Below are 22,369 nucleotides of genomic sequence, written 5' to 3' on the forward strand. Positions count from 1 at the left end.
CACGATCAGGCCCGCTGTGTCGCCTTCACCGGCAGCAGCAGGAGGAACCCGGCGATCAGCACCAGCACGATGCCCAGGATGCCGTACGACGTCGACCCCGAGAGCACGATCAGCAGCGTCCACGCACCGGATGCCATCCAGCTCGCCGCCCGCCCGGTCGTGGCGTAGAGGCCGAAGATCTCGCCCTCGCGCCCGGCCGGGGTGATGCGGGCGAGGAACGACCGGGATGCCGCCTGCGCGGGACCGACGAATGCGCAGAGCAGCAGGCCGCCGATCCAGAACACGACCGTGCCCGCATCCACGAGGAAGAAGACGGCGAGCCCCGCGATCACCATCGAGGCGAGCGAGATGAGGATGATGCGCTTCGGTCCGAAGCGGTCGTCGTAGCGGCCGGCGATGATCGTCGAGACACCCGCGATGAGGTTCGCGGCGATGCCGAAGATCACGAGATCGAGGAAGGCGAAGTCGAACACCTGGCTGGCGATGACGGCCCCGAAGGCGAAGACGCCGCCGAGTCCGTCGCGGAACACCGCGCTCGACAGCAGGAACCAGAACGTCTGACGGGTCTCGGGGTTGCGGTAGAGGCCGACGACGTCCTTCACGAGAAGTCCGTAGGAGGCGAAGAAGCCGACCTTGCGCTCGGGGCGCCCGAGCGACGGCTCCGGCACGTTGAGGAAGATCGGGATCGAGAAGACGATCGCCCAGATCGCGCAGCCGACGGCGATGATGCGGAAGGGCAGCCCCCCGTCCTCCGGCAGGCCGAACCAGTCGAGCATGTAGAAGATGACGACCAGGACGAGAGCGATTATCCCGCCGATGTAGCCGAACCCCCATCCGAGCCCCGAGATGCGGCCCACGGTCTTGGGGTTCGCGATGCCGACGAGCATCGCGTTCGAGTTCACGGCAGCGATCTCGCCGAACACAGAGCCGGCCGATATCAATGCGACGCCCAGCCAGAACAGCGCGGGCGTCGGTTCGACGAACCAGAGGCCGAACATGCAGGCGACGAGCGCGCCGGTGCCGATCCCGAGCCAGAGCTTCTGGCGCCCCGCGGCATCCGCTCGCTGACCGAGCACCGGTGCGATCAGGAGGATCGCGATGCCGGCGATCGTCGACCCGAGGCCGAGCCCCGAGGCGAGATCGGCCTCAGCGGCTTCGCGGATCGGATCCTTGGCGTCGAGGCCCGCGATCGACGCCGGCAGGAAAGCCTCGGTCGTGAGGTACAGGGCCGTGAAGATGAAGGTCAGGATGACGGTGTTGAAAGGCTGCGTCGCCCAATCCCACAGCGCCCACGAGTAGACCTGCTTCTTCGGGGCCGGTGTCTCGCCGCGCAGGTCGAGGCCGATCACGCCGACCGCGCCGCTGTTGGCCGTCGCAGCGGGCTCGGGCACCGCGCCGCTCTGCGGGGATTCGCTCATGCTCGAAGTCTGGCGGCGCGGGGTGAACGGACGGTGACGGCGCGCCGGGTGCCGGTGCGAGGCGCGCCGGTCGCGGTCAGCGCCGCGCACTGACCATCGGCTCGCGCAGGGTGCGGGCGTAGTCCTCCTTCAGCACGGCGAGGTGCAGCCACGACTCGATGCGGGTGACTCCGGCGAGCGAGCGCAGCCGCTCGAGGCTCGCGTACAGCGCCCCGGCCGACGGCTCGACCAGTGTCGCCACGGCGTCGAAGCGCCCGAGCGTTCGCGCGGCGAAGTCGATCCCTCGTCCGGTGCGCAGCTCCTCGATGACCGCCTCGTCGTCGTGGTTGAGGTTCAGCCCGACGCCCATCGACAGCTGCCGGTGGGCGAGACCTCTCGCCTCGACCGCGCTGATCTTGATCACGCCCCCGTCGATCAGGCGCTGCACCCTCGTCGCGACGGCTGACGGAGACAGGCGCACCGCCTCGCCGAGCGCGCGGAAGCTCAAGCGGCCGTCGGACTGCAGGTGCTCGATCAGCTCCTCGTCCACCGCATCGGGGGTCACATCTCCGTGATACTCCGAGACGAAGAAGCCCTTGACCACGGTCGAGTAGATGATCGTGTTGATGTCGAGCACGCCGTCGATCGCGCGGATCTGCGCGAGCAGGTCGTGCAGCTCGGCCATGGTCCCCAGGCGCACCTCGGTCACGAGGTCGTGCGCGCCGCCGACCGCCGACACCAGCACCGTCTCGCTCATGTCGCGCAGGTGCTCCGCGACGATCTCAACGGCGCCGTCGGTGCGGATCGACACGTGCGCGAGCACGTGCTGACCGAGGAAGACGGGGTCGACCGCTGCGACCACGCGCACCGTGCGATCGTCGAGCATCGCTCGCAGCCTGGCTGCGACCGAAGCCCTCGACTGCCCGAGACGCAGCGACAGCGAGCGGATGCTGGCGCGGCCGTCCTCCTGCAGAGCGCGGATCAGTTCGGCGTCGAAATCCATGGTTCAGCCCACATTCGTCAGATTCCCGGGAACGCGCATGCGCGGGTGCGTAAGTTCAGTGTAGAGGTGCTGTGATGCCGCGTGTAGTGCGATGGTGTATCCAGTAGCGCACACAACTCCAGTGAATCGTCTGTCACGCTGGAGTTCTGACCTTGTCCTCGGGTCTGCACGTCCGTAGCATCCTTCGCTATCCGACATCTTCCGCAAAGGAGCGGGCCACACATGACCTCCACCCACAGCAAGGCGCGACGCGCAGGCTTCGCCGCCTTCGTCGGCACCACCATCGAGTGGTACGACTTCTACGTCTACGCGACCGCCGCAGCCCTCGTCTTCGGTCCGCTGTTCTTCCCCAGCGGCGACCGGCTCGCCGAGACCGCCGCGGCCTTCGCCACATTCGCCGTCGCGTTCCTCGTCCGCCCTCTCGGCGGCATCATCTTCGGCCACATCGGCGACAAGCTCGGCCGCCGCACATCGCTCGTCATCACCCTGCTGCTCATGGGGGCGGCCACCGTGCTGGTCGGCTGCCTTCCGACCTACGAGAACATCGGCATCCTCGCGCCGATCCTCCTGATCCTGCTCCGCGCGATCCAGGGGCTCGCGGTCGGCGGCGAATGGGGCGGTGCGGTGCTGATGAGCGTCGAGCACGCCCCCGAGAAGTCCAAGACCTTCTACGGCGGCTTCACGCAGCTCGGCAACCCGGCCGGCGCGCTGCTCGCCTCGGGCATCTTCGCGATCATGTCGCGCGTCAGCGATGACTTCATCATGAACGGCGGCTGGCGAATCCCGTTCCTGCTCTCGATCGTCCTCGTCGGAGTCGGATTCTGGGTGCGCTACCGCGTCGAGGAGACCCCGGTCTTCGAGAACAAGGTCGAGGGGCGCAAGCAGTCCATGCCGCTCGCCTTCGCCCTGCGCACCAACTGGCGCCCGATCCTGCTCGGCATCGGCATCCTGCCGATCTCGACCGGCGGCTACTACCTGGCCACGACGTTCGCCACCGCGTACGCCACGGGCGAGCCGATCTCGATCAGCGAGCAGGTGATCCTCGACGCGATGACCCTGGCATCCTTCGTCGAGTTCGTCGTGACCCTTCCGGTCGCGTGGCTCGGTGACAAGTGGGGTCGCAAGAACGTCATGTACATCGGCCTGATCGGCTCGGTCCTCACCTTCGTGCCGTTCCTGCTGCTCATGCCCGGACGTGTCGAGCCGCTCATCTTCCTGTTCGCCTCGCTCGTGCGCATCGCGATGAGCGCGACGTACGCCCCCATCGCGGCGCTGCTCGCGCAGATGTTCCGCCCTCAGTCGCGCTACACGTCGATCGCCCTCTCGTACGGCGTCGGAGCGGCGCTGTGGGCCGGATTCTCGCCGTGGTTCGCAACGCAGCTCATCGCCTGGACCGGCAGCATCTGGTCGGTCATCGCGATGTTCATCGGCATGGCGGTGATCGCGGGCATCTGCACCCGCCTCGCCCCCCAGCACTCCGACGAGGCGCCGGTCACGGCATCGTTCACCGCCCGCACCGACACGACCGCGAACAGGCTGCCATGAGAAAGCTCACCCCCTTCGACCGCTCCGCTCAGACGACGCCGCAGCTGATCTCGGCCCGGGCGATCCACACGATGGATGCCGACACGACCACCGCGACGGCGATGCTGACCGACCGCGGTCGTGTCCTCGCGATCGGCACGCAGGCCGAATGCCGGGCGACGGCCGATCGCACGGGCCTCGTGCCCGAGCTCGTCGACCTCGGCGACGCGGTCGTCGTGCCCGGCTTCGTCGACGCGCACGCCCATCTCCTGATGTACGGGCAGCTGATGACCTGGGTCGACTGCGGACCCGAGAGGGCCGGCAGCATCCCCGAGATCGTGGCGCTGCTGCAGGCCGCTGCGGTCGACGCCCCCGTCGGGCGCCCGGTGCGCGGTTACGGCTATGAGCAGCGCAACCTCGCCGAGAAGCGGCATCCCACCCGCTTCGAGCTCGACGAGGTCGCAGACGACCGTGAGGTCTACCTGATGAATGCCTCCGGTCACGGCGGCGTGGTCAATTCGTTCACGCTCGCGACGAACGGGGTCGACCGCGACACCCCCGATCCCGACGGCGGCGAGTTCTTCCGCGATGCGGACGGCGAGCTGACCGGCGAGCTCTCCGACGCCGCGTGCAACATCCTCACCGGCGTGCACGGGGTGAAGATCGGCCACCACGGACCGAATTTCCACCTCGCCGACGAACCGGAGGAGCACCTGCGACAGCTGGATGCCGCGACGCAGCGGTTCCTCGCCGGCGGCGTCACCTCGATCGGCGACTGCCAGGTGACCCGTCGCGAGTTCGACATGTACCTGCGCCTCGCCGAGGCCGGCCGTCTCGAGCTGCGGGTCTCGATGTATCTGCTGTCGCACCTGCTCGACGAGGCGCTCGAGATGGGGCTGGTCGGCCAGTTCGGCAACGCCCATCTGAGCTTCGCGGGCATCAAGCTCTACGCCGACGGGACGCTGGGCGGCTGGACGGCGTACTTCCCGGACGGCTATGTGGGCGACCCGTGTCGCACCGGCCAGCTCTATCACGAGCCCGCCGAATACACCGCGCTGATCAGTCGAGCGCACGCGGCCGGGCTGCAGACCGCGACCCACGCGCAGTCGCCGACCGCGATCGAGATGGTCGTGTCGGCGATCGAGGCGGCTCTCGCCGAGCGCCCCGACGCCGACGCCCGGCACCGCATCGAGCACTGCGGTCTGCCGACGCCCGAGCAGATCGACCGCATGGCCGCCTCCGGCATCCGCCCCGTCAACCAGACCCAGCACTACTTCAACTGGGGCGAGGGGGTCGAAGAGGCCATCGGCACTCCGGGGGAGCGCTTCAACCCGCTCGGCGAGTTCGAGCGTGCGGGAGTGCCCTTCACGATCTCCTCGGATGCTCCGGTGGCGGAGCCCATCCCGCTCGAGGCCATCCAGACGGCGGTCACCCGCGTCACCCGCCGCGGCCACACGCTGGGACCGGACGACCTGCGTGTCTCGGCCCTGTCGGCGCTGCGCGCCCACACGATCGAGGGCGCGGTGTCGATCGGCCGTGAAGACGACCTCGGCTCGCTCGAAGTCGGCAAGTACGCCGACTTCGTCGTGCTGTCCGACGATCCGCTCGCGGTCGACGCCGACGAGATCTCCTCGATCACCGTGCGCGAGACCTGGGTCGACGGCACGCGTCGCCACGTGGCCGCCGCGGTGATGGCCGACGCATGAGCGAGGATGCGACCATGACCGATGACCGCTATGGCGACACCGCGGGCCGCGCGGTGCTCGAGACCATCCGCGGCTACGGGGTCGACGCCGTGTTCGGCATCCCCGGCACGCACAACCTCGAGCTGTACCGTCCACTCGCCGAACTCGGCATCCGTGCGGTGACGAATCGCCACGAGCAGGGCTCCGGCTACGGCGCTGACGGCTGGGCGCAGCAGACCGGCCTGCCCGGCGTCGTCATCACGACCTCCGGTCCCGGACTGCAGAACGCGATGAGTGCGATCGGCACGGCGTTCTGCGAATCCCGGCCGATGATCGTGCTGTCTCCGGGAGTGCCGCTCGGCGCGGAGTTCGCCGACGTGGGCACGCTGCACGAGACGAAGGACGCCACTGCGATGGTCGGAGCGATCGCCGAATGGTCACGCCGGGTGACGAGCGCGGCCGAGGCGGTCGAGGCCGTGCACGACGCCTTCACGCTGTTCCGCACCGGTCGCCCCCGCCCGGTGCACATCGAGATCCCCCTCGACGTGCTCGAGGCCCCCGCCGGCGTCCCCGCCGAGGCGCGCCGCCCCGGGGCGCTGCCGCAGCGGGCGACGGGCGATCCGGAGGCACTCGCCGAGGCCGCCCGTCTGCTGACCGGTGCGCGGCGTCCGGTGATCGTCGCCGGAGGCGGCTCGGTCGATGCGGCCCCCGATGTCACGGCCCTCGCCGAACGACTCGGAGCCCCGGTGCTCACGACGCTCAACGGCAAGGGTGTCGTCGACGAGCGGCATCCGCTCTCTCTGGGCTCGAACCTGCGTCTCGCAGCCGCCCGCGCGGTCGCGGAGGATGCTGACGTGGTGCTCGTGATCGGCTCGAAGCTCGGCGATGCCGAGCTGTGGGCTCCCGGACTGGAGGCGCGCGGCGCCGTCGTGCGCATCGACATCTCGCCGCCGCAGCTCGACAAGAACCTGGTCGCGACCGTCGGCATCCTGGGCGACTCGGCGGCCGCGGTCGCAGAGCTGCTCGCCCTGCTTCCGGATTCGCACCGCGCACCGCGTGACCTGACCGACGCGCGGGCGGCGATCGACGCAGAGATGCGCGCGGCGGCGCCCGACGCCGTGGCGCTCGCCGAGATCATCGTCGACGCTCTGCCCGACGGCGCGATCGTCGCCGGAGACTCCTCGCAGATCGTCTACCTCGCTCTCGGCAGCGTGCTGCGGTCGGCGCAGCCGCACTCGCTGCTCTACACGCCGACCTACGCGACGCTCGGATACGGCCTTCCCGCCGCCATCGGCGCCAGGGTGGCGCAGACCGAGCATCCGGTGGTCACGGTGATCGGAGACGGCGCACTGATGTTCTGCGTCAACGAGCTCGTGACCGCGGTCGAGCAGCGCCTCGACATCACCGTCGTCTGCGTCGACAACGGCGGCTACGCCGAGATCCGTCAGAACGAGATCGACCGCGGCATGATCCCCGTCGGCGTCGACCTCGTGCAGCCAGACTGGGCCGCCCTGGCGACCGCGTTCGGCGCCACCGGGCGACGAGCCGCCACTCCCGACGACATCGCACCGAGCATCCGCGAGGCCGTCGCGGCCGGCGGCGTGCAGCTCGTGCACATCACCATGCAGAGACAGGACTGACCATGACCGAGAACGTGGGCCCCATCGACGCCTCCCAGAATCCCCGCTACTCGGGGATCGCGACCTTCGCCCGGCTGCCGCGGATCGAGGACGTGCCGCGCGCCGACATCGCCGTCGTCGGCATCCCCTTCGACTCCGGGGTGAGCTACCGGCCGGGCACGCGCTTCGGACCCTCGCACGTGCGCGAGTCGTCTCGACTGCTGCGCCCCTACAACCCCGCCCAGGACGTGTCGCCGTTCGCGATCGCGCAGGTGGTGGATGCCGGCGACATCCCCGTCAACCCGTTCGACCTGACGGAGGCGGTGACCGAGGTGGAACGCGCAGCCCTCGCGCTGGGCGAGCAGGTGCAGCGCATCGTCACGATCGGCGGCGATCACACGGTGGCCCTGCCGCTGCTGCGGGCCGTCGCCGCGAAGCACGGCCCGGTCGCGGTTCTGCACTTCGACGCGCACCTCGACACCTGGGACACCTACTTCGGCGCACCGATCACCCACGGCACCCCGTTCCGCCGGGCGAGCGAAGAGGGGCTCATCGACCTGACCGCGAGCTGCCATGTCGGCACCCGAGGGCCCCTGTACTCGAAGAAGGACCTCGAAGACGACCAACGCCTCGGCTTCTCGATCGTGTCGAGCGAGTACATCGAGGAGCACGGCGTCGAGGCCGCCATCCAGCGCATCCTGCAGCGCATCGGAGACGCCCCGCTCTACGTCTCGATCGACATCGACGTGCTCGACCCCGCGCACGCACCCGGCACCGGAACGCCCGAGGCCGGTGGGCTCACGAGCCGCGAGCTGCTGCGGATCCTCCGGGCGCTCGGCGACAGGGACATCGTGGGCGCCGACGTCGTCGAGGTGTCGCCCGCTTACGACCACGCTCAGATCACCGGCATCGCGGCGAGCCACGTCGTCTACGAGCTCGTCTCGCTGCTGGCTGCGCGCATCGGTCGCAGCTGACCGACCTTCACGCGTAGGACGCGGCGAGCAGCTCGGCGAACAGCTCTTCGGGGTCGCGTTCGACACGGCGGCGGGTGAACCAGTCGCAGATGTTGACGCAGTCGCGGTGCAGGAGATCCAGGCCTCGCGGGTTCGCGATGATGTCCACGATCTGCGGCAGGTCGATCACCCGCACCCGGCCGTCGTGCACGAGCAGGTTGTACGCCGAGAGGTCGCCGTGGGCGAAGCCCGCCGCAGCGAAGATCCGCATCAGGTCGACGATCTGGTCGTACAGACCGGCCAGCTCGCCCCGGTCGCTGCGCACCGCCGCCAGGCGGGGTGCCGCGACCCCGCTCGCGTCGCCGATGAACTCCATCAGCAGCTCGGTGCCGTTGACCTGCACGGGGTAGGGGACCGGCGCGCCGAGCTCCCACATGCGGCACAGCGCATCGAACTCCGCGAACGACCACTGCAGGGCGGCGACCGCCCGGCCGTGATCGCTCTTCTTCGCGAGCGCCCTGGTGTCGCGGGTGTTCCTGGTGCTGCGGCCCTCGGTGTAGACGCCCGAGCGGTGGAAGCTGCTGTGATCGGTGTCGCGGTAGCGCTTGGCGGCGAGCAATGTGCGCTGGGCGGGGTCATCCGGCACCGCCCGTTCGAGCAGGAACACGTCGGCCTCCTTGCCGGTCTTCAGGATGCCGAGTTCGGTGTCGAGCGCGCCGGCGCTCGTCACCACCCAGGCCGGCCACGGCAGCGGCCCGCGCTCAGAGGGGGTGATCGCCGGCCAGGTGGTCCAGCGCTGGCCGTCGCCGGGCTCGACATCGGCGAACGTCGGGACCGATTCGAAGGGGGAGGCGTCGAAGGTCGACGCACCGGAGAGACGGGAAGAGGATGCTTCGGAAGAAGCGAACAGATCAGACACGGTGTGGCTCCTGAAGAGGGAGGCCACGCGCGGATCAGGAGCGGGAGGCCTCGAGAGGAAGGATGTCGGCGAAGGGCACGACAGAGACGGTGGTCATGTCATCCACTCCTCTCGCTCCGGCCTTCCGGGAGAACCCCGGTGCGTCGTCGAGCCTAGGGTGCGGAGCCGACCGGTGTCCAGACCCGATCCGGACGAATGGTCGGATGCCGTGGACGCCGCGTCGGGCGGAGGGGCCGCAGCGCTGCGAGTGTGGAGCCATGACGACGACCGCGCCCGTGCCCGTGACGACCGCCCGCACCGAGAGCATCCGCTACGGCGGGCTCATCGTGCTCATGCTGATGGGCTTCCTGCTCGTCACGGCGGAGTTCCTGCCGAACGGCGTGCTCACCGAGATGGCCGATGCGCTCGGCGTGACCCCCGGTCAGGCGGGACAGACCGTCACGGTCACCGCTCTCGTCGGCCTGATCGTCGCACCGACGGTGGGACTCATCTTCCCTCGCCTCGACCGTCGATCGCTGCTCGTCTGGATGGCGCTCGCCGCAGCGGTGTCGAACCTCATCGTCGCCATCGCGCCCAACCTGATCATCGTCCTCCTCGCCCGATTCCTGCTCGGGGCCGCGATCAGCGCGTTCTGGGCGATGTCGATCACGGTCGCCGTGCGCCTCGCCGGACCCGAGCACCTCGGCAGGGGGGTCATGTTCACGTCCGCGGGCGTCTCGCTCGCGACCGTCGCCGGAGTGCCGCTGGGCGTGATGCTCAGCGAGATCGTCGACTGGCAGACGGTGTTCGCGATCGCCGGTGTGCTCATGGTGCTGCTGGCCGTCGCGCTGAGATTCGTGCTGCCCTCGGTGCCGGCTGAGCAGGCGTCCAGCATCCGACTCCTGGTCGACACGGTTCGCCGCCCCGGCATCGCACTCGGCATGGTCGGACACGTGCTCGTGGTGCTCGGGCACTTCCTCGCCTACACGTACGTGCGACTGGCTCTCGAGCGCATTCCCGAGGTCGACGGCTCGACGATCATCCTGCTGCTCGCGCTCTTCGGCGTCGGCGGTCTCGCCGGCAACCTCGGTCTCGGGTTCTTCATCGACCGCACGTTCGCCTTCTTCGCCGTCTTCGCGCCGCTCGTGATCGCGGCCTCGGTGCTGTCGATGATCTTCCTGTCGGGATCGGTCCTCGGCATCGCGATCGTCGTGCTCGTCTGGGGCTTCTTCTTCTCCTCCTGGCTGCTCGTGATCAACACCTGGGTCGGCCACCGCACCCCCGATCGCCTCGAGGCCGGGGGCAGCCTCGTGGTCGTCGGGTTCCAGGGGGCCATCACGATCGCCGCCGGTGTCGGCGGCCTGCTCGTCGACACGCTGAGCGTCGAGGTCGTCTACGTCGTGGGCGCGGCGGCTCTGCTGCTCGGTGCCGTGCTGTTCGGTGCGTCGAACCGGATGAGCACCGCGGCGGCGCGGCTCTGAGCCGTCTCGCCGTGCCCGGCAGGGCGGTCGCCGGGCTCAGGCCGGAACGGCGGTGAGCTGCGATGCCCGCCAGGCGGAGGGCGTCATCCCCGTGCGGCGGCGGAACGCACGGCTGAAACCCTCATCCGAGGCGTAGCCCAACTCGCGCGAGATCTCGCTGATCGCGCGGCCCTCGCTCAGCATCCGCTTCGCCGCGTCGACGCGCACCTCGGTGACGTAGTCGACGGGTGAGCGTCCGATCGCGCTGCGGAACCGCTCGGCGAACACCGACCGAGACATCGCGCCGACGTTCGCGAGGCGCTCGACCGTCCAGTCGCGTCCGGGCTGCTCGTGGATCGCCTCGACGACCCGATCGAGGAAGGGGTCGTTCGACACCGAGGGCCAGCCGGCGGGTGCGCAGCCGTTCGCCGCCCAGGCGCGGATGACCGAGAGCAGAACGGTCTGCGCCATCATCCGGCAGATCACGGGATCGCCCTGACGCGAGGGGCAGGTGGCGGGGTCGGAGGGGCCCATGCTGCCGGCGAGCGCGGCCGCCGCCGGCTCGAGCGCGGCGAACGACATGACGGTGATCGGATCGGGAAGAAGCGCGGCGATCATCGAGGCGCTGTCCGAGAACTCCAGGTCGACGACCACCAGGTCGGCCGTCCCGTCGGCTTCGAGGGCGATCGCGGCGCGGCCGAGCGTCAGGAACGCGTCTCCGGCGACCAGGTTCGCGCTCAGCGGGCGATCGTCCACCGCGACGAGCTGGGCCGCGTCGTCGACGTCGAGGCGGCATCCGGTGGTCAGCGGGGGGTGCCCGTGCACCGAACCCGATGCGATGTACACGAGGGTGGCGGCACCCGAGGCGATCGGCAGGATGCCGCCGGTGGCGAGTGCGACGCGACGGGCGACACCGACGCGGAGGTCGACGGCGTCGAGCACCTGCCCGAGGGCTGCGGAGTCGACGGTCACCATGCCTTCGGCAACGCCCGGGCGTTCATAGCTATTCCGGATACGCTGAAGGAACCCCCACCCGAGGAGTCCCGTGTTCCGCACACCCGACCGCCTGTTCCGAGTTCTCGCGATCGCGGAGGCGATCACCTGGACCCTTCTGATCTCGGCGATCATCGCCCGTGCCGCCGGTGCGCCGGGCGTCGTCGTGACGGTGGGCGGTGGCATCCACGGGTTCGTGTTCCTCGCCTATGCGGCGACGGCCGTGCTCGTCGCGCTCAATCAGCGCTGGCACCTCGGCGTCGCGATCCTCGCCGTGGCGAGTGCGATCGTGCCCTACGCGACCATCCCGATGGAGATCTGGCTGCACCGCACCGGTCGGCTGGCCGGCGACTGGCGCCTGGAGCAGGCCGACGACCCGCGCGACGCGCGCTGGTACGACCGCCTCATGCGCTGGTTCCTGCGTCGCCCGTGGGTGCTCGCGATCCTGCTCGCCGTCGGCATCGTCGCGCTGTACGTGATCCTGCTGCTGGTCGGCCCGCCCGGCGGCAAGTGAGCCGAGGCCCGGCTCACGAGATGACGACGGCGTTCTTGTCGATCACCTCGGCCATCGTCGCGTCGATGTCGCCACCGGTGCAGTCGACGATGACGTAGAGTCCGACCCCGGTCGCGGTGAAGGCGCGCGCCGCCATCGCCCACTGGCGGTCGGCCTCCTGCCCGAGGACCTGCCGGTTCTCGACCTCGGCATTGCCGCCGACCTGGTAGCTGAAGCCTCCGGTGGTCGACAGCGGGGTGATCGCGGCGGCATCCGCCTCGCCCAGGATGACGGCGAGCATCGCATCGGAGCTCACGCTGTCATCGCCGGCCACGGTCGGCACGTCGGGGATGAGCCCCTGCCAGAACTGCGCGGTGCACGTGTCGTCGACCGTGCCGTAGGTCCAGCCTCCGTTGCCGTCGTCCGGCTTGACGATCTTCCAGCCGTCGTCGACGACGAAGCCATCTCCCCACTGGATGTAGGCGCTCGCCGGGATGTCTGCGCCGTCTGCGAAGGTCATCGACGACGGCAGATCGCCGGAGGGCTCGTCGGAGGGCTGCTCGGACGGAATCGCGGTCGGGGAGGGATCGGGTCCGTCGCCGTCGGGGACATTCACCGGGATCTGCGCATACAGGCACCCGCTGAGCGGCAGCACGGCCAGCGCGACCACCGAGGCGGCGGCGAGGCGGACGAGCGGCGAGACCTGCGAGATGCGCGTCATGCCGGTCAGCCTAGCCCTCGGTGCGGGCACCGGGTCAGTGCGCTGTCGCGATCCCGACCGCGTCATGCACGATCACGGACGCGACCCTCGCGCCGGCCCCCGCGGCGACGATCAGCTGCTGAGGGCCGGGGATCGCCGCATCGCCGGCGGCGTAGAGTCCTGGGACGTCGGTGCGCCCCGAGCGGTCGGTGACGAGGTGCCCGTCGTGGTCGATGGCAGGCGCGAAGCCGCGGAGGAACGACAGATCGGTCTCCCATTCGGGGCGCACGAAGCCGCCCTCGACGGCGACGACGGTGCCGTCGGTCAGTCTGATCGCCTCGATGCGGCCGCGGTCGCCGACGAGCTCGGCGATGGGATGCCGCTGCACGGCCACCCCGGAGGCGGCGAGCTCGGCCTCTTCGGCGGGGCTGACGGTGTCGGCTCCGAGGGTGAAGATCGTGAGATCCTCGGTCCAGCGCGCGATGAGGCGGGCTCGCTCGGCGATGTCGGGGGTCTCGCCGATGAGCGCGAGTCGTCGGCCGCGCAGCTCCCACGCGTCGCAGGCGGCGCAGCTGAACAGGCTGATGCCGTAGAAGCCGCGGAGGTTGGGGACGTCGGGGAGGGTCTCGCGCAGGCCCGTCGCGAGCAGCACGGTCCGGGCGGCCACCACGTCGGTGGGATCCTTGCGCCCCACGGATGCCGTGAACCCGCCGGCCGGATCGGCATCCGCACCTGCATCCGTCCTGCGGAGTTCGAGCACCCTGACGCGTGTGCGCACCTCGATGTTCGGGTAGGCGGCGAGTTCTTCGCGGGCCATGCGACGCAGCTCATGCGGGGCGACTCCGTCACGGGTGAGGAAGCCGTGGGAGTTCAGCGTGGCGGCGTTGCGCGGGCGATCGGCGTCGACCACGAGCACCCGCATGAGCGAACGGCCGAGATTCAGGGCGGCGGAGAGGCCAGCGGGGCCGCCGCCGATCACGAGCACGTCGTAGGTGTCCGCCTCAGCAATTCGCACGTCCTCAGTCTGCCACCTCGGAGCTGAGGGTCGCCTAACTCGCGGTGGCCTCGGCGTGCGGGCTGAGCATGACGACGTCGCCGACGACCACGACCGCGGGGAGCGCACCTGCCGCTCGGCGGCGAGATGCGCGATCGTCGCGAGCGTGCCGACGGTGACGCGCTGCCGTGCGCCGAACCCGTCCTCGATGATCGCCACGGGGCAGTCCCCGCCGCGCTCGCCGGCCGCGAGGACGTGCGCCGAATGGCCGAGCGTGTTCACGCCCATCAGCAGCACGACGGTGTGGTCGCGTCCGCCACCGAGCGCGACGATCTGATCATGTGCGCTGGCGACGGTGAACGTCTCGGCGATTCCGCGCTGCGTCAGCGGGATGCCGGCGAGGCCGGGCACCGCGACCGCGCTCGTCACCCCGGCTACCACCTCGACGGGAATGCCGGCCGCCTCGCAGAAGAGCTGCTCCTCGCGACCGCGGCCGAAGACGAACGGATCGCCGCCCTTGAGCCGCACCACGCGGCGCCCGTCCCCGGCCAGCGAGACGAGCAGTGCGTTGATGCCGTCCTGCGGCACCGGGTGGTGACCGGGGAGCTTGCCGACGTCGACCACCTCGGCATCCAGCAGGACGCCGTCCTCGGCGAGCTGCGCGAGCACGGCCCGGGCTCCGAGACGGTCGGCCACGATCACATCGGCCTGCTGCAGCGCACGCAGACCGCGCAGAGTCAGCAGGCCCGCGTCGCCGGGTCCGGCACCGACCAGCGTGACCGTGCCGACCCGGGAGGGCGTGTCCGGGGTCATGACCGTGCGGCAGTGGCGGGCAGTCGAGCCGCCGCCTCGTCGTATCGGGCGATGACGAGGTCGATCAGCGGCTGCGGCACCGTCACGCCGTCGAGCAGGGGCGCTGTGACCGAGCGTCCTGCGGTCTGCCTGATCGTGAGGTCGAAGAAGAAGCCCTGCGCGAGCAGATAGGTCGAGACGACCGCGTCGGGGTGCGCGGCGATCGATGAGGGCAGGTCGGGCTGCCGGGCCGCGAGATAGGCGAGCTCGACTTTCGCGCCGAGTCGCAGCGAGAGCAGGGAGGCCATGGCCTCGGCATCCGTCACCGACGCGGGGTCGCGAGAGCCCGCCACCGCGAGGATCACCGGCTCGAGCCGTGCCGCGTCGGCGGACGTGGCGGAGGCCGCACCTGCTGCCGCGAGTCGATCCGCGAGCACCTCGGCGAGCCGGGGGTCGGGTCCCATCGCGTCGCTGACGACGGCGTCCGGCTTCTTCGCCGCCATCCCGTGCAGGTCGTGGTGCACGTGGAAGCCGCGCGACAGCAGCAGCGGCACGATCACGACCGGCCCCTCGATCGTCGGAAGGAGGTCGGCGGCATCGGGCTGCTGCACGTCGACGAAGGCGCTGCGCACCTCGACGTCCGGAAGCGCGGCGGCGACCGCATCGACCAGGTGGGCGATCGCCCGGGCACCCTCGGCATCCGAGGTGCCGTGCGAGACGGCGAGCAGGATGGGGCGGCTCATGGTGCGACTGTAGGCGAGCCGTGTGACGACGGTGTTTCGAGGATCTCGCGGCGCCTCGGGCGCTAATGTGCGCGCCTGGTCGCAAAGTTGAGCCGGGTCGTATCAACTTCATTTGACAGCCTCGGGAGGTCGGAGTACAGTTGAGTCATCGCGACTCAGGTTTCCCTGATCGCCCCGGATTTCCAGACCCACATCAACCTCAGCAACAAAGGAGAATCACATGGCACGTGCTGTTGGAATCGACCTCGGTACGACGAACTCCGTCGTCAGTGTCCTCGAAGGTGGCGAGCCCAAGGTCATCGCCAACGCCGAGGGCTTCCGCACCACCCCCTCGGTCGTCGCATTCACGAAGGATGGCGAGGTGCTCGTCGGCGAGACCGCCAAGCGCCAGGCCGTCACGAACGTCGACCGCACCATCGCATCCGTCAAGCGTCACGTCGGCACCGACTGGACGTTCGACGTCGACGGCAAGAAGTGGACGCCGCAGGAGATCTCCGCGCGCATCCTCCAGAAGCTCAAGCGCGACGCCGAGTCCTACCTGGGCGACACGGTGACGGATGCCGTCATCACCGTCCCCGCGTACTTCAACGACGCCGAGCGTCAGGCCACCAAGGAGGCCGGTGAGATCGCGGGCCTCAACGTCCTGCGCATCATCAACGAGCCGACCGCCGCAGCCCTCGCCTACGGCCTCGACAAGGGCAAGGAAGACGAGCTCATCCTGGTCTTCGACCTGGGTGGCGGAACCTTCGACGTCTCGCTCCTCGAGGTGGGCAAGGACGACGACTTCTCGACGATCCAGGTGCGCTCCACCGCGGGTGACAACCGCCTCGGCGGTGACGACTGGGACCAGCGTCTCGTCGACCACCTGATCAAGCAGTTCAAGGAGACCACGGGCGTCGACGTCTCGGGCGACAAGATCGCTCTGCAGCGTCTCAAGGAGGCGGCTGAGCAGGCCAAGAAGGAGCTCTCCTCCTCGACCAGCACCAGCATCAACCTGCCCTACCTGTCGCTGACCGAGTCGGGTCCCGTCTCGCTCTCCGAGACCATCACCCGCGCGAAGTTCGAGGACCTCACCAAGGACCTCCTCGACCGCACCAAGAAGCCGTTCGAGGATGTCATCCGCGAAGCCGGCATCAAGGTCGCCGACATCGATCACATCGTGCTCGTGGGTGGATCGACCCGTATGCCCGCCGTCGCCGAGCTCGTCAAGCGCGAGACCGGCAAGGAGGCCAACAAGGGCGTCAACCCCGATGAGGTCGTCGCCGTGGGCGCAGCCCTCCAGGCCGGTGTCCTCAAGGGTGAGCGCAAGGACGTGCTGCTCATCGACGTCACGCCCCTCAGCCTCGGAATCGAGACCAAGGGCGGCATGATGACCAAGCTCATCGAGCGCAACACGGCCATCCCGACCAAGCGCAGCGAGACCTTCACCACGGCAGACGACAACCAGCCGTCCGTCGCGATCCAGGTCTTCCAGGGCGAGCGCGACTTCACCCGCGACAACAAGCCGCTGGGAACGTTCGAGCTCACCGGGATCGCCCCGGCTCCCCGCGGCATCCCGCAGATCGAGGTCACGTTCGACATCGACGCCAACGGCATCGTGCACGTGTCCGCCAAGGACAAGGGCACGGGCACGGAGAAGTCGATCGTCATCTCCGGCGGCTCGTCGCTGTCGAAGGAGGACATCGAGCGCATGGTGCGCGAGGCCGAGGAGCACGCGGCTGAGGACAAGGCGCGCCGCGAGGCCGCCGAGGTCCGCAACCAGGCCGAGACGCTCGCGTACTCGATCGACAAGCTGATCACCGAGAACGACGAGAAGCTGCCCGAAGACGTCAAGACCGAGGTCAAGGCCGACGTCGACGCTCTGAAGACGGCTCTGGCCGGCGAGGACGACGAGGCCGTGAAGACCGCGTTCGACAAGCTGAACCAGTCGCAGGGCAAGATCGGCGAGGCCATCTACGCACAGTCCCAGGCAGAGGGCGCTCCGAGCGCCGACGCCGCGGGCGAGGCTCCGGCCGATGACACCTCCTCCGACGAGGACGTCATCGATGCCGAGGTCGTCGACGACGAGGACGAGAAGAAGTAATCATGACGGACAAGAACTTCGAAGGTGACGACGAGGTTCGCAGCGAGGGGTCGGATGCTCAGGCATCCGGCCCCGCGCCGCAGAATCCCGACTCGCGCGAGGCCGCGGCCGCAGAAGGATCCGACGAGACGCCGGTCGACGGCGCCCCCGACGATCTGACGGTCGATGACATCCTCGGCGCCACCCAGACCGGCGAGGCCGCAGCAGAGGATGCTGTGCTCGCCGACCTGGAGTCGACGCTGCTGAACGACCTCAAGCGCCTCCAGGCCGAATACGCCAACTACCGACGCCGCACCGAAGAGCAGCGCCAGGTCGAGATCGAGCGCGCGAAGGGCGAGGCCGCCAAGGGCCTCATCCCCGTGCTCGACGATCTCGACCGCGCCGCGCAGCACGGTGACCTGGTCGAGGGGACTCCCTTCGCCGTCATCGCCGGCAAGGTGCGCGCGGTCGTCGAGCGTCTCGGTGTCGTCTCGTACGGCGAGAAGGGCGAGGAATTCGACCCGCAGCGTCACGAGGCGATCTTCCAGCAGCCCACCCCGGGCGCCGACAAGACCACGGTGCTCGAGGTCGTCGAGGTGGGTTACCGCCTCGGTGACGTCGAGCTGCGTCCCGCGAAGGTCGTCGTCGCCGTACCCGCAGAGTAGGTGATCGATGGCTAGCCAGGACTGGTTCGACAAGGACTTCTACAAGACCCTCGGGGTCACGAAGGACGTCAGCGACGCTGATCTCAAGAAGACGTACCGCAAGCTCGCTCGCAAGTATCACCCCGATTCCAATCAGGGTGATGAGAAGGCGGAGGCGAAGTTCAAAGAGGTCAGCGAGGCGTACTCCGTGCTCTCTGACGCCGAACAGCGCAAGGAGTACGACGAGATCCGCGCGATGGGCTCGGGCGCACGCTTCACGGCGAGCGGCGCGGGCGCGGGCGGCTTCGAAGACGTCTTCAGCCGGTTCGGGCAGCAGGGGCGCGGGCAGCAGCAGTCCGCCGACTTCGAGGACATCTTCGCGATGTTCAACCAGGGTCAGGGCGGCTCGTTCGGCTCCGGTCGGTTCGGGCAGACCTCCGGCGGATACCGCGGTTTCGGCGGACCCCAGAAGGGGGCCGACGTCACGGCGCGCACCACGCTCGACTTCGTGACGGCCGTGCAGGGCGAGACGATCACCCTGCAGGGCGAAGACGGCAAGCCGTTCAAGGTCAAGATCCCCGCGGGCGTCGCCGACGGTCAGAAGATCAGGCTGCGCGGCCGGGGGCGTCCCTCGCCCGACGGTGGCGAGAGCGGCGACGTGGTGGTCCAGATCGCTGTGCGACCGCATCCCGTCTTCACCCGTGAGGGGCTGAACCTGCGCGTCATCGTGCCGGTGACCTTCACGGAGGCCGCCCTCGGCGCGACCATCGAGGTTCCCACTCTGAGCGGCGACACGGTCAAGCTCCGTGTCGCGCCCGGTACGCCGTCCGGACGCGTTCTGCGCGTCAAGGGGCGTGGGGTCACGACCTCGAAGGGCACCGGCGACCTGCTCGCCGAGCTGCAGATCGCGGTGCCGTCGCACCTCGACGAAGCCGCTCGGGAGGCGCTGGAGAAGTTCCAGGCGCTCGAGCCCTCGGAGAATCCGCGGGCCGACCTGATGGCCAAGGCCCGCCGCTAGAGAACCGCAACACCTGATGATGACGAACGCGAACACCGAGGAAGAGGTGAGGGAACATGGCTGACCAGCACATGGATGCCGACACCCCGGTGTTCGCGATCGCCGTCGCCGCCCAGCTCTCGGGGCTGCACCCGCAGACCCTGCGACAGTACGACCGCATCGGGCTCGTCGTGCCCGGCCGGACGTCCGGCGGCTCACGCCGATATTCGACCCGCAACATCGAGCAGCTCCGCGAAGTCGCTCAGCTGTCGTCGGAAGGCGTCAGCCTTCCTGCGATCGCACGCCTTCTCGACCTCGAAGACGAGAACCGGATGCTGCGCCGCCGCGTCGCCGAACTCGACGCCGCTCTGCGCGCCGAGCGTGAGAACCGCCCGGGCATGCGCGTCTTCGCAGCAGGATCCGCCGGTGTCATCCCGATGCCCAGTGGTCGCCGCATGCGTCGATCGGCCGAGGTCGTGCTCTGGCATCCGGGCAGCGGCCGGGGCTGACACCTCGCGGCTCGCAGGGTGCAGCCGGCACGCGTCGTCCACCCGCGCGCGGTATCGTTGCGACACGATGAGGATGACGCGTCGCACACTGCTGATCGGCGCCGGAGCCGGTGTCCTGGGAGTCCTGCTGGCCTCCTGCACGCCCGAGCCGGCGCCGTCTCCCACGCCCGATCGCTCGCCGACTCCGAAGCCGACCGCCGGGTCGATCACGCCCGCGGCGTTCGCCCGCAGCTCCTGGACGACCGACCCGTTCGCGCTGGGCGCCGCGAGCTTCACTCCCGTCGGCACGCAGGCGAGTGCCCGCGAGGCGCTGGCCGAGCCGATCGACGACCGCCTGTTCATCTCCGGCGAGGCGACGGATGTCGACGCGCCGGGCACGATCGCGGCTGCGCTCCGATCTGGAGACCGGGCCGCCGATCAGCTCCTCCGCGCGGCCGACAGCGGTGAGCGTGTGGCGATCGTCGGTGCAGGACTCGCGGGTGCGGCCGCCGCAGCTCGCCTCGTCGCCGAGGGGCTGCAGGTCACGGTGTTCGAGGCCCGCGACCGCGTCGGGGGACGCGTCCAGTCCGTGGTCGACGACAAGGCCTGGCCGTTCCCCGCTCAGCTGGGCGGCTGGCTGCTCGGGTCCTCCGACGACGTCCTGCTCGACGCTCTCAACGCCCTCGACATCCGCACGGTTCCGGTCACCGGCTCGCTGTGGCGGTCGACCGACGGCGACGTCGAGCCGGTGCCGATCGAGCCGGTGCAGGCCGCCATAGCGACTGCCCAGCAGGGCCTGACCGACGCGTCTCTCGACGACGCGCTCGCGGCGGCGGGTGCCGACCTCGAGGAGCCGGGGCTGGCAGCACTGCTCGCCTCGGTGGCCGCCAGTGCCGGCGCCGATGCGTCCGATGTCTCGACGTGGTTCCCCCCGCGACTGCCGGTCGACGAGATGCTGGCGCCACTCGGCGACCTCACCCCGGCGATCGAGGGGCTGCTCGAGGGTGCGAAGCTGAGCCTCTCGTCGCCGGTCAGTCGCGTCGCCTACGACGAAGCGGGAGTCAGCCTCGGCATCGCCTCGGGCGAATCGCTGTCGTTCGACCGCGTGCTGATCACGGTGCCGCTCGGTGTGCTGAAGAGCGAGGGCCTGCAGTTCTCTCCCGCATTGCCCTTCGGTCACCGCGGAGCGATCGCCGAACTCGGCATGGGGCGCATCGAGACGGTGTGGCTGCGCTTCGAGGATCCGTTGATCGTGCCCGAGCCCGAGCCCGAGCCCGAGCCCGAGCCCGAGGAAGGCGCCGATGGAGCGGATGCCTCCGCCGCCACGCTCTGGCATGTGGTCGGCGGCGATGCGCTGATCCGCACGTGGATCAACCTCGCACCGGCCACCGGCGAGAACGTCGTGGTGGGCATCGTCGGCGGAGAAGCGGCGGGCGCATTCGCCGAGCTGAACGACCAGAAGGCGGTCGAGGCCGCGATCGCCTCGCTCGCGCCCTTCCTCAGTGCCCCTGCCTGATCGCACGAGCCTGCTCGCCCCCTGCCTGATCACGCGAGCCTGATCCTGCCGGCTCGAGCGTGCTCAGACCTCCGGCCGCTCGTGGCCGCGCCGTCGCATCCTGCTGACGAGCACGATCACCGTCGCGACGAGAGCGAAGATCGCCAGGGCCACTGCGCTGGTGATCAGGAACTCGGGCGGGCCGGACACCTGCCGCGGGTCGAGGAAGTAATACGGGTACCAGCCCACCGACGGTCCGCGCCACATGGTGACGCCGCCCCAGGCGAGCGGGAAGGTGAGCGCCGTCGGCACCACCCACCACGGCACCCCGCGGTGCCCGGGGGTGAGCACCCAGGCGAGGGCGGTGCAGGCCGGCAGGTAGAAGTGCAGCACCTGGTCCGACCAGGGCACGTCGACGCGGATGCCGCGCAGACCCGCCTGCCAGACGATGAGCGCGAAGGCGAGCCCTGCCGTGATGGTCCAGGTGAGCACGAGGGCCAGAGCCACGGTGAACCAGCGGGGGTCCGTCGCCCGGATGAAGGCGAGCACCGTGCCGATCAGCAGCACGACCACGAGGGCGCAGTTGGACTGCACGGTGAGATAGGCGAAGAAGTTCTCGCCGGCGATCGTCCGCGAGCTCAGACCCCAGAAGAGGCGGTGCACGAGGGCGACGGTGCAGACGGCTGCTGTCGTCAGGCGCAGCACGCCGAACACCGATCGTGCCCTCACCTTCGCCTCTGCCCCTTTCCGGCTGTGCCCGATGTTCCCGTATATCGCGCATCATGCCATCCGGCGAGTCTACGGAAGAGAACGGGGCGGCCGTCTGCCCCGCGACTCGTACAGGAGACGGAAAAGTCGTCTTCATAGCGTGGATGCAGGGATCGCCCCTGCTCCGCGCCTGGCGCGCGGTGTCCTGCCACGAAGGAACACCTCCTCATGACGAACACCACCCGCCCCTCTGCCGCCGCCTCGCTGGGACTGCTCGTCCTCCGCGTCGTGGTCGGCGCCGTCTTCGCCGCTCACGGAGCGCAGAAGATCTTCGAGTACACCCTCCCTGGAACCATCGGCAGCTTCGCAGGCATGGGCATCCCTCTGCCCGAGATCGCGGCTCCGGTCGTCGCCTTCATCGAGCTGATCGGCGGCATCCTGCTGGCGCTGGGACTCTTCACGCGCCCCGTCGGCATCCTGCTCGCGATCGACATGATCGTGGCCCTGTTCGCGGTGCACCTTCCGGCTGGCCTCTGGGTCGGCGAGGGCGGCTACGAGTTCGTCGCGGTTCTCGGCGTCGCGGCCCTCGCGCTCGCGTTCACCGGCGCGGGCCGCTTCTCGCTCGACGGCGCCTTCCTGCGCGGTCGTGTTCCCGCCTGGCTCAGCTGAGCATGCGGGGGAGCGCCCCACGGGGCGTTCCCCCGTCGGTGTGTATCCTGTC

20 protein-coding genes are annotated in these 22,369 nt (G+C 69.6%); 12 read left to right on the forward strand and 8 right to left on the reverse strand.

The features are described from left to right. Positions 1-5: 5 nt before the first annotated feature. Both ACZZZF_RS12460 and ACZZZF_RS12465 read right to left on the reverse strand, forming a co-directional pair. Positions 6-1,418 carry an MFS transporter gene (locus ACZZZF_RS12460; RefSeq protein WP_187249269.1) on the reverse strand — a complete coding sequence of 471 codons (1,413 nt, stop codon included), beginning with the start codon at positions 1,416-1,418 and terminating at the stop codon, positions 6-8. A 76-nt stretch (positions 1,419-1,494) separates the two neighbouring features. Next, on the reverse strand, positions 1,495-2,400 hold the full coding sequence (locus ACZZZF_RS12465) for an Lrp/AsnC family transcriptional regulator (protein ID WP_463498571.1): 906 nt from the start codon (positions 2,398-2,400) through the stop codon (positions 1,495-1,497). A 222-nt stretch (positions 2,401-2,622) separates the two neighbouring features. Here ACZZZF_RS12465 and ACZZZF_RS12470 point away from each other — a divergent pair, with 222 nt between their 5' ends. The 4 genes from ACZZZF_RS12470 to speB are packed head-to-tail and all read left to right on the forward strand — an operon-like array spanning position 2,623 to position 8,202. Continuing rightward, complete coding sequence (locus ACZZZF_RS12470) at positions 2,623-3,945, forward strand: MFS transporter (RefSeq protein ID WP_463498573.1); 1,323 nt, start codon at positions 2,623-2,625, stop codon at positions 3,943-3,945. Beyond that, positions 3,942-5,630, forward strand: coding sequence for an amidohydrolase (locus ACZZZF_RS12475; protein ID WP_463498574.1), 1,689 nt, complete (start codon positions 3,942-3,944; stop codon positions 5,628-5,630). Before ACZZZF_RS12470 ends, ACZZZF_RS12475 begins: the two co-directional genes overlap by 4 nt. Before the next feature lie 14 nt (positions 5,631-5,644). Beyond that, a complete protein-coding gene (locus ACZZZF_RS12480) occupies positions 5,645-7,249 on the forward strand; it encodes a thiamine pyrophosphate-binding protein (protein WP_463498575.1) in 1,605 nt (534 codons plus the stop codon). Positions 7,250-7,251: 2 nt separating this feature from the next. Further along, on the forward strand, positions 7,252-8,202 hold the full coding sequence (speB, locus tag ACZZZF_RS12485; RefSeq protein ID WP_463498576.1) for an agmatinase: 951 nt from the start codon (positions 7,252-7,254) through the stop codon (positions 8,200-8,202). Between the two features lie 7 nt (positions 8,203-8,209). Here the strand turns inward: speB and ACZZZF_RS12490 are convergent, their stop codons facing one another. Beyond that, the gene (locus ACZZZF_RS12490; protein ID WP_363522496.1) at positions 8,210-9,100 is read right to left on the reverse strand and encodes a serine protein kinase RIO; all 891 of its coding nucleotides are present in this window, start codon (positions 9,098-9,100) and stop codon (positions 8,210-8,212) included. A gap of 257 nt (positions 9,101-9,357) precedes the next feature. Between ACZZZF_RS12490 and ACZZZF_RS12495 the strand changes: the two genes are divergently transcribed. Beyond that, on the forward strand, positions 9,358-10,560 hold the full coding sequence (locus tag ACZZZF_RS12495) for an MFS transporter (protein ID WP_463498580.1): 1,203 nt from the start codon (positions 9,358-9,360) through the stop codon (positions 10,558-10,560). A 36-nt stretch (positions 10,561-10,596) separates the two neighbouring features. On the opposite strand, the gene ACZZZF_RS12500 is transcribed toward ACZZZF_RS12495, so the two are convergent. After that, the gene (locus ACZZZF_RS12500) at positions 10,597-11,514 is read right to left on the reverse strand and encodes a helix-turn-helix transcriptional regulator (RefSeq protein ID WP_463498583.1); all 918 of its coding nucleotides are present in this window, start codon (positions 11,512-11,514) and stop codon (positions 10,597-10,599) included. Positions 11,515-11,584: 70 nt separating this feature from the next. On the opposite strand from ACZZZF_RS12500, the gene ACZZZF_RS12505 reads away from it, so the two are divergent. Next, a complete protein-coding gene (locus ACZZZF_RS12505) occupies positions 11,585-12,046 on the forward strand; it encodes a DUF3817 domain-containing protein (RefSeq protein WP_463498586.1) in 462 nt (153 codons plus the stop codon). A 13-nt stretch (positions 12,047-12,059) separates the two neighbouring features. On the opposite strand, the gene ACZZZF_RS12510 is transcribed toward ACZZZF_RS12505, so the two are convergent. The 3 genes from ACZZZF_RS12510 to ACZZZF_RS12520 are packed head-to-tail and all read right to left on the reverse strand — an operon-like array spanning position 12,060 to position 15,254. Next, positions 12,060-12,746 (reverse strand): hypothetical protein, encoded by a 687-nt coding sequence (locus ACZZZF_RS12510; RefSeq protein ID WP_056275289.1) that lies wholly within the window; start codon positions 12,744-12,746, stop codon positions 12,060-12,062. A 34-nt stretch (positions 12,747-12,780) separates the two neighbouring features. After that, a complete protein-coding gene (cobA, locus tag ACZZZF_RS12515) occupies positions 12,781-14,532 on the reverse strand; it encodes a uroporphyrinogen-III C-methyltransferase (RefSeq protein ID WP_463498588.1) in 1,752 nt (583 codons plus the stop codon). Continuing rightward, a complete protein-coding gene (locus tag ACZZZF_RS12520) occupies positions 14,529-15,254 on the reverse strand; it encodes a sirohydrochlorin chelatase (protein ID WP_463498591.1) in 726 nt (241 codons plus the stop codon). Before ACZZZF_RS12520 ends, cobA begins: the two co-directional genes overlap by 4 nt. Positions 15,255-15,474: 220 nt before the next feature. On the opposite strand from ACZZZF_RS12520, the gene dnaK reads away from it, so the two are divergent. The 5 genes from dnaK to ACZZZF_RS12545 all read left to right on the forward strand — a co-directional run bounded on the left by dnaK (position 15,475) and on the right by ACZZZF_RS12545 (position 20,961). Continuing rightward, positions 15,475-17,337, forward strand: a complete 1,863-nt coding sequence (dnaK, locus tag ACZZZF_RS12525) for a molecular chaperone DnaK (RefSeq protein WP_056275280.1) — start codon at positions 15,475-15,477, stop codon at positions 17,335-17,337. Positions 17,338-17,339: 2 nt separating this feature from the next. Continuing rightward, positions 17,340-17,981 (forward strand): nucleotide exchange factor GrpE, encoded by a 642-nt coding sequence (locus tag ACZZZF_RS12530; protein WP_053098065.1) that lies wholly within the window; start codon positions 17,340-17,342, stop codon positions 17,979-17,981. A 7-nt stretch (positions 17,982-17,988) separates the two neighbouring features. Further along, entirely contained in the window at positions 17,989-18,978 is a 990-nt protein-coding gene (locus ACZZZF_RS12535; protein WP_053098064.1) for a DnaJ C-terminal domain-containing protein, read from the forward strand. 56 nt (positions 18,979-19,034) lie between these two features. Continuing rightward, positions 19,035-19,466, forward strand: a complete 432-nt coding sequence (locus tag ACZZZF_RS12540; RefSeq protein ID WP_053098063.1) for a heat shock protein transcriptional repressor HspR — start codon at positions 19,035-19,037, stop codon at positions 19,464-19,466. 73 nt (positions 19,467-19,539) lie between these two features. Continuing rightward, complete coding sequence (locus ACZZZF_RS12545; RefSeq protein WP_463498593.1) at positions 19,540-20,961, forward strand: FAD-dependent oxidoreductase; 1,422 nt, start codon at positions 19,540-19,542, stop codon at positions 20,959-20,961. A 63-nt stretch (positions 20,962-21,024) separates the two neighbouring features. On the opposite strand, the gene ACZZZF_RS12550 is transcribed toward ACZZZF_RS12545, so the two are convergent. Next, entirely contained in the window at positions 21,025-21,669 is a 645-nt protein-coding gene (locus tag ACZZZF_RS12550) for a Pr6Pr family membrane protein (protein WP_230100937.1), read from the reverse strand. Between the two features lie 207 nt (positions 21,670-21,876). Here ACZZZF_RS12550 and ACZZZF_RS12555 point away from each other — a divergent pair, with 207 nt between their 5' ends. Then, positions 21,877-22,317: a DoxX family protein gene (locus tag ACZZZF_RS12555; RefSeq protein WP_056275271.1), complete on the forward strand. Its 441-nt coding sequence runs from the start codon at positions 21,877-21,879 to the stop codon at positions 22,315-22,317. Positions 22,318-22,369 lie beyond the last annotated feature (52 nt).

The sequence above is a fragment of the Microbacterium sp. AC215 genome (genome assembly GCF_979258645.1).

Bases quoted from the DNA above. Each gene is read 5' to 3' on its own strand.
- ACZZZF_RS12460 (WP_187249269.1), bottom strand. From the start codon at position 1,418: ATGAGCGAATCCCCGCAGAGCGGCGCGGTGCCCGAGCCCGCTGCGACG.
- ACZZZF_RS12465 (WP_463498571.1), bottom strand. From the start codon at position 2,400: ATGGATTTCGACGCCGAACTGATCCGCGCTCTGCAGGAGGACGGCCGC.
- ACZZZF_RS12470 (WP_463498573.1), top strand. From the start codon at position 2,623: ATGACCTCCACCCACAGCAAGGCGCGACGCGCAGGCTTCGCCGCCTTC.
- ACZZZF_RS12475 (WP_463498574.1), top strand. From the start codon at position 3,942: ATGAGAAAGCTCACCCCCTTCGACCGCTCCGCTCAGACGACGCCGCAG.
- ACZZZF_RS12480 (WP_463498575.1), top strand. From the start codon at position 5,645: ATGACCGATGACCGCTATGGCGACACCGCGGGCCGCGCGGTGCTCGAG.
- speB (WP_463498576.1), top strand. From the start codon at position 7,252: ATGACCGAGAACGTGGGCCCCATCGACGCCTCCCAGAATCCCCGCTAC.
- ACZZZF_RS12495 (WP_463498580.1), top strand. From the start codon at position 9,358: ATGACGACGACCGCGCCCGTGCCCGTGACGACCGCCCGCACCGAGAGC.
- ACZZZF_RS12500 (WP_463498583.1), bottom strand. From the start codon at position 11,514: ATGGTGACCGTCGACTCCGCAGCCCTCGGGCAGGTGCTCGACGCCGTC.
- ACZZZF_RS12510 (WP_056275289.1), bottom strand. From the start codon at position 12,746: ATGACGCGCATCTCGCAGGTCTCGCCGCTCGTCCGCCTCGCCGCCGCC.
- cobA (WP_463498588.1), bottom strand. From the start codon at position 14,532: ATGACCCCGGACACGCCCTCCCGGGTCGGCACGGTCACGCTGGTCGGT.
- ACZZZF_RS12520 (WP_463498591.1), bottom strand. From the start codon at position 15,254: ATGAGCCGCCCCATCCTGCTCGCCGTCTCGCACGGCACCTCGGATGCC.
- dnaK (WP_056275280.1), top strand. From the start codon at position 15,475: ATGGCACGTGCTGTTGGAATCGACCTCGGTACGACGAACTCCGTCGTC.
- ACZZZF_RS12530 (WP_053098065.1), top strand. From the start codon at position 17,340: ATGACGGACAAGAACTTCGAAGGTGACGACGAGGTTCGCAGCGAGGGG.
- ACZZZF_RS12535 (WP_053098064.1), top strand. From the start codon at position 17,989: ATGGCTAGCCAGGACTGGTTCGACAAGGACTTCTACAAGACCCTCGGG.
- ACZZZF_RS12540 (WP_053098063.1), top strand. From the start codon at position 19,035: ATGGCTGACCAGCACATGGATGCCGACACCCCGGTGTTCGCGATCGCC.
- ACZZZF_RS12545 (WP_463498593.1), top strand. From the start codon at position 19,540: ATGACGCGTCGCACACTGCTGATCGGCGCCGGAGCCGGTGTCCTGGGA.
- ACZZZF_RS12555 (WP_056275271.1), top strand. From the start codon at position 21,877: ATGACGAACACCACCCGCCCCTCTGCCGCCGCCTCGCTGGGACTGCTC.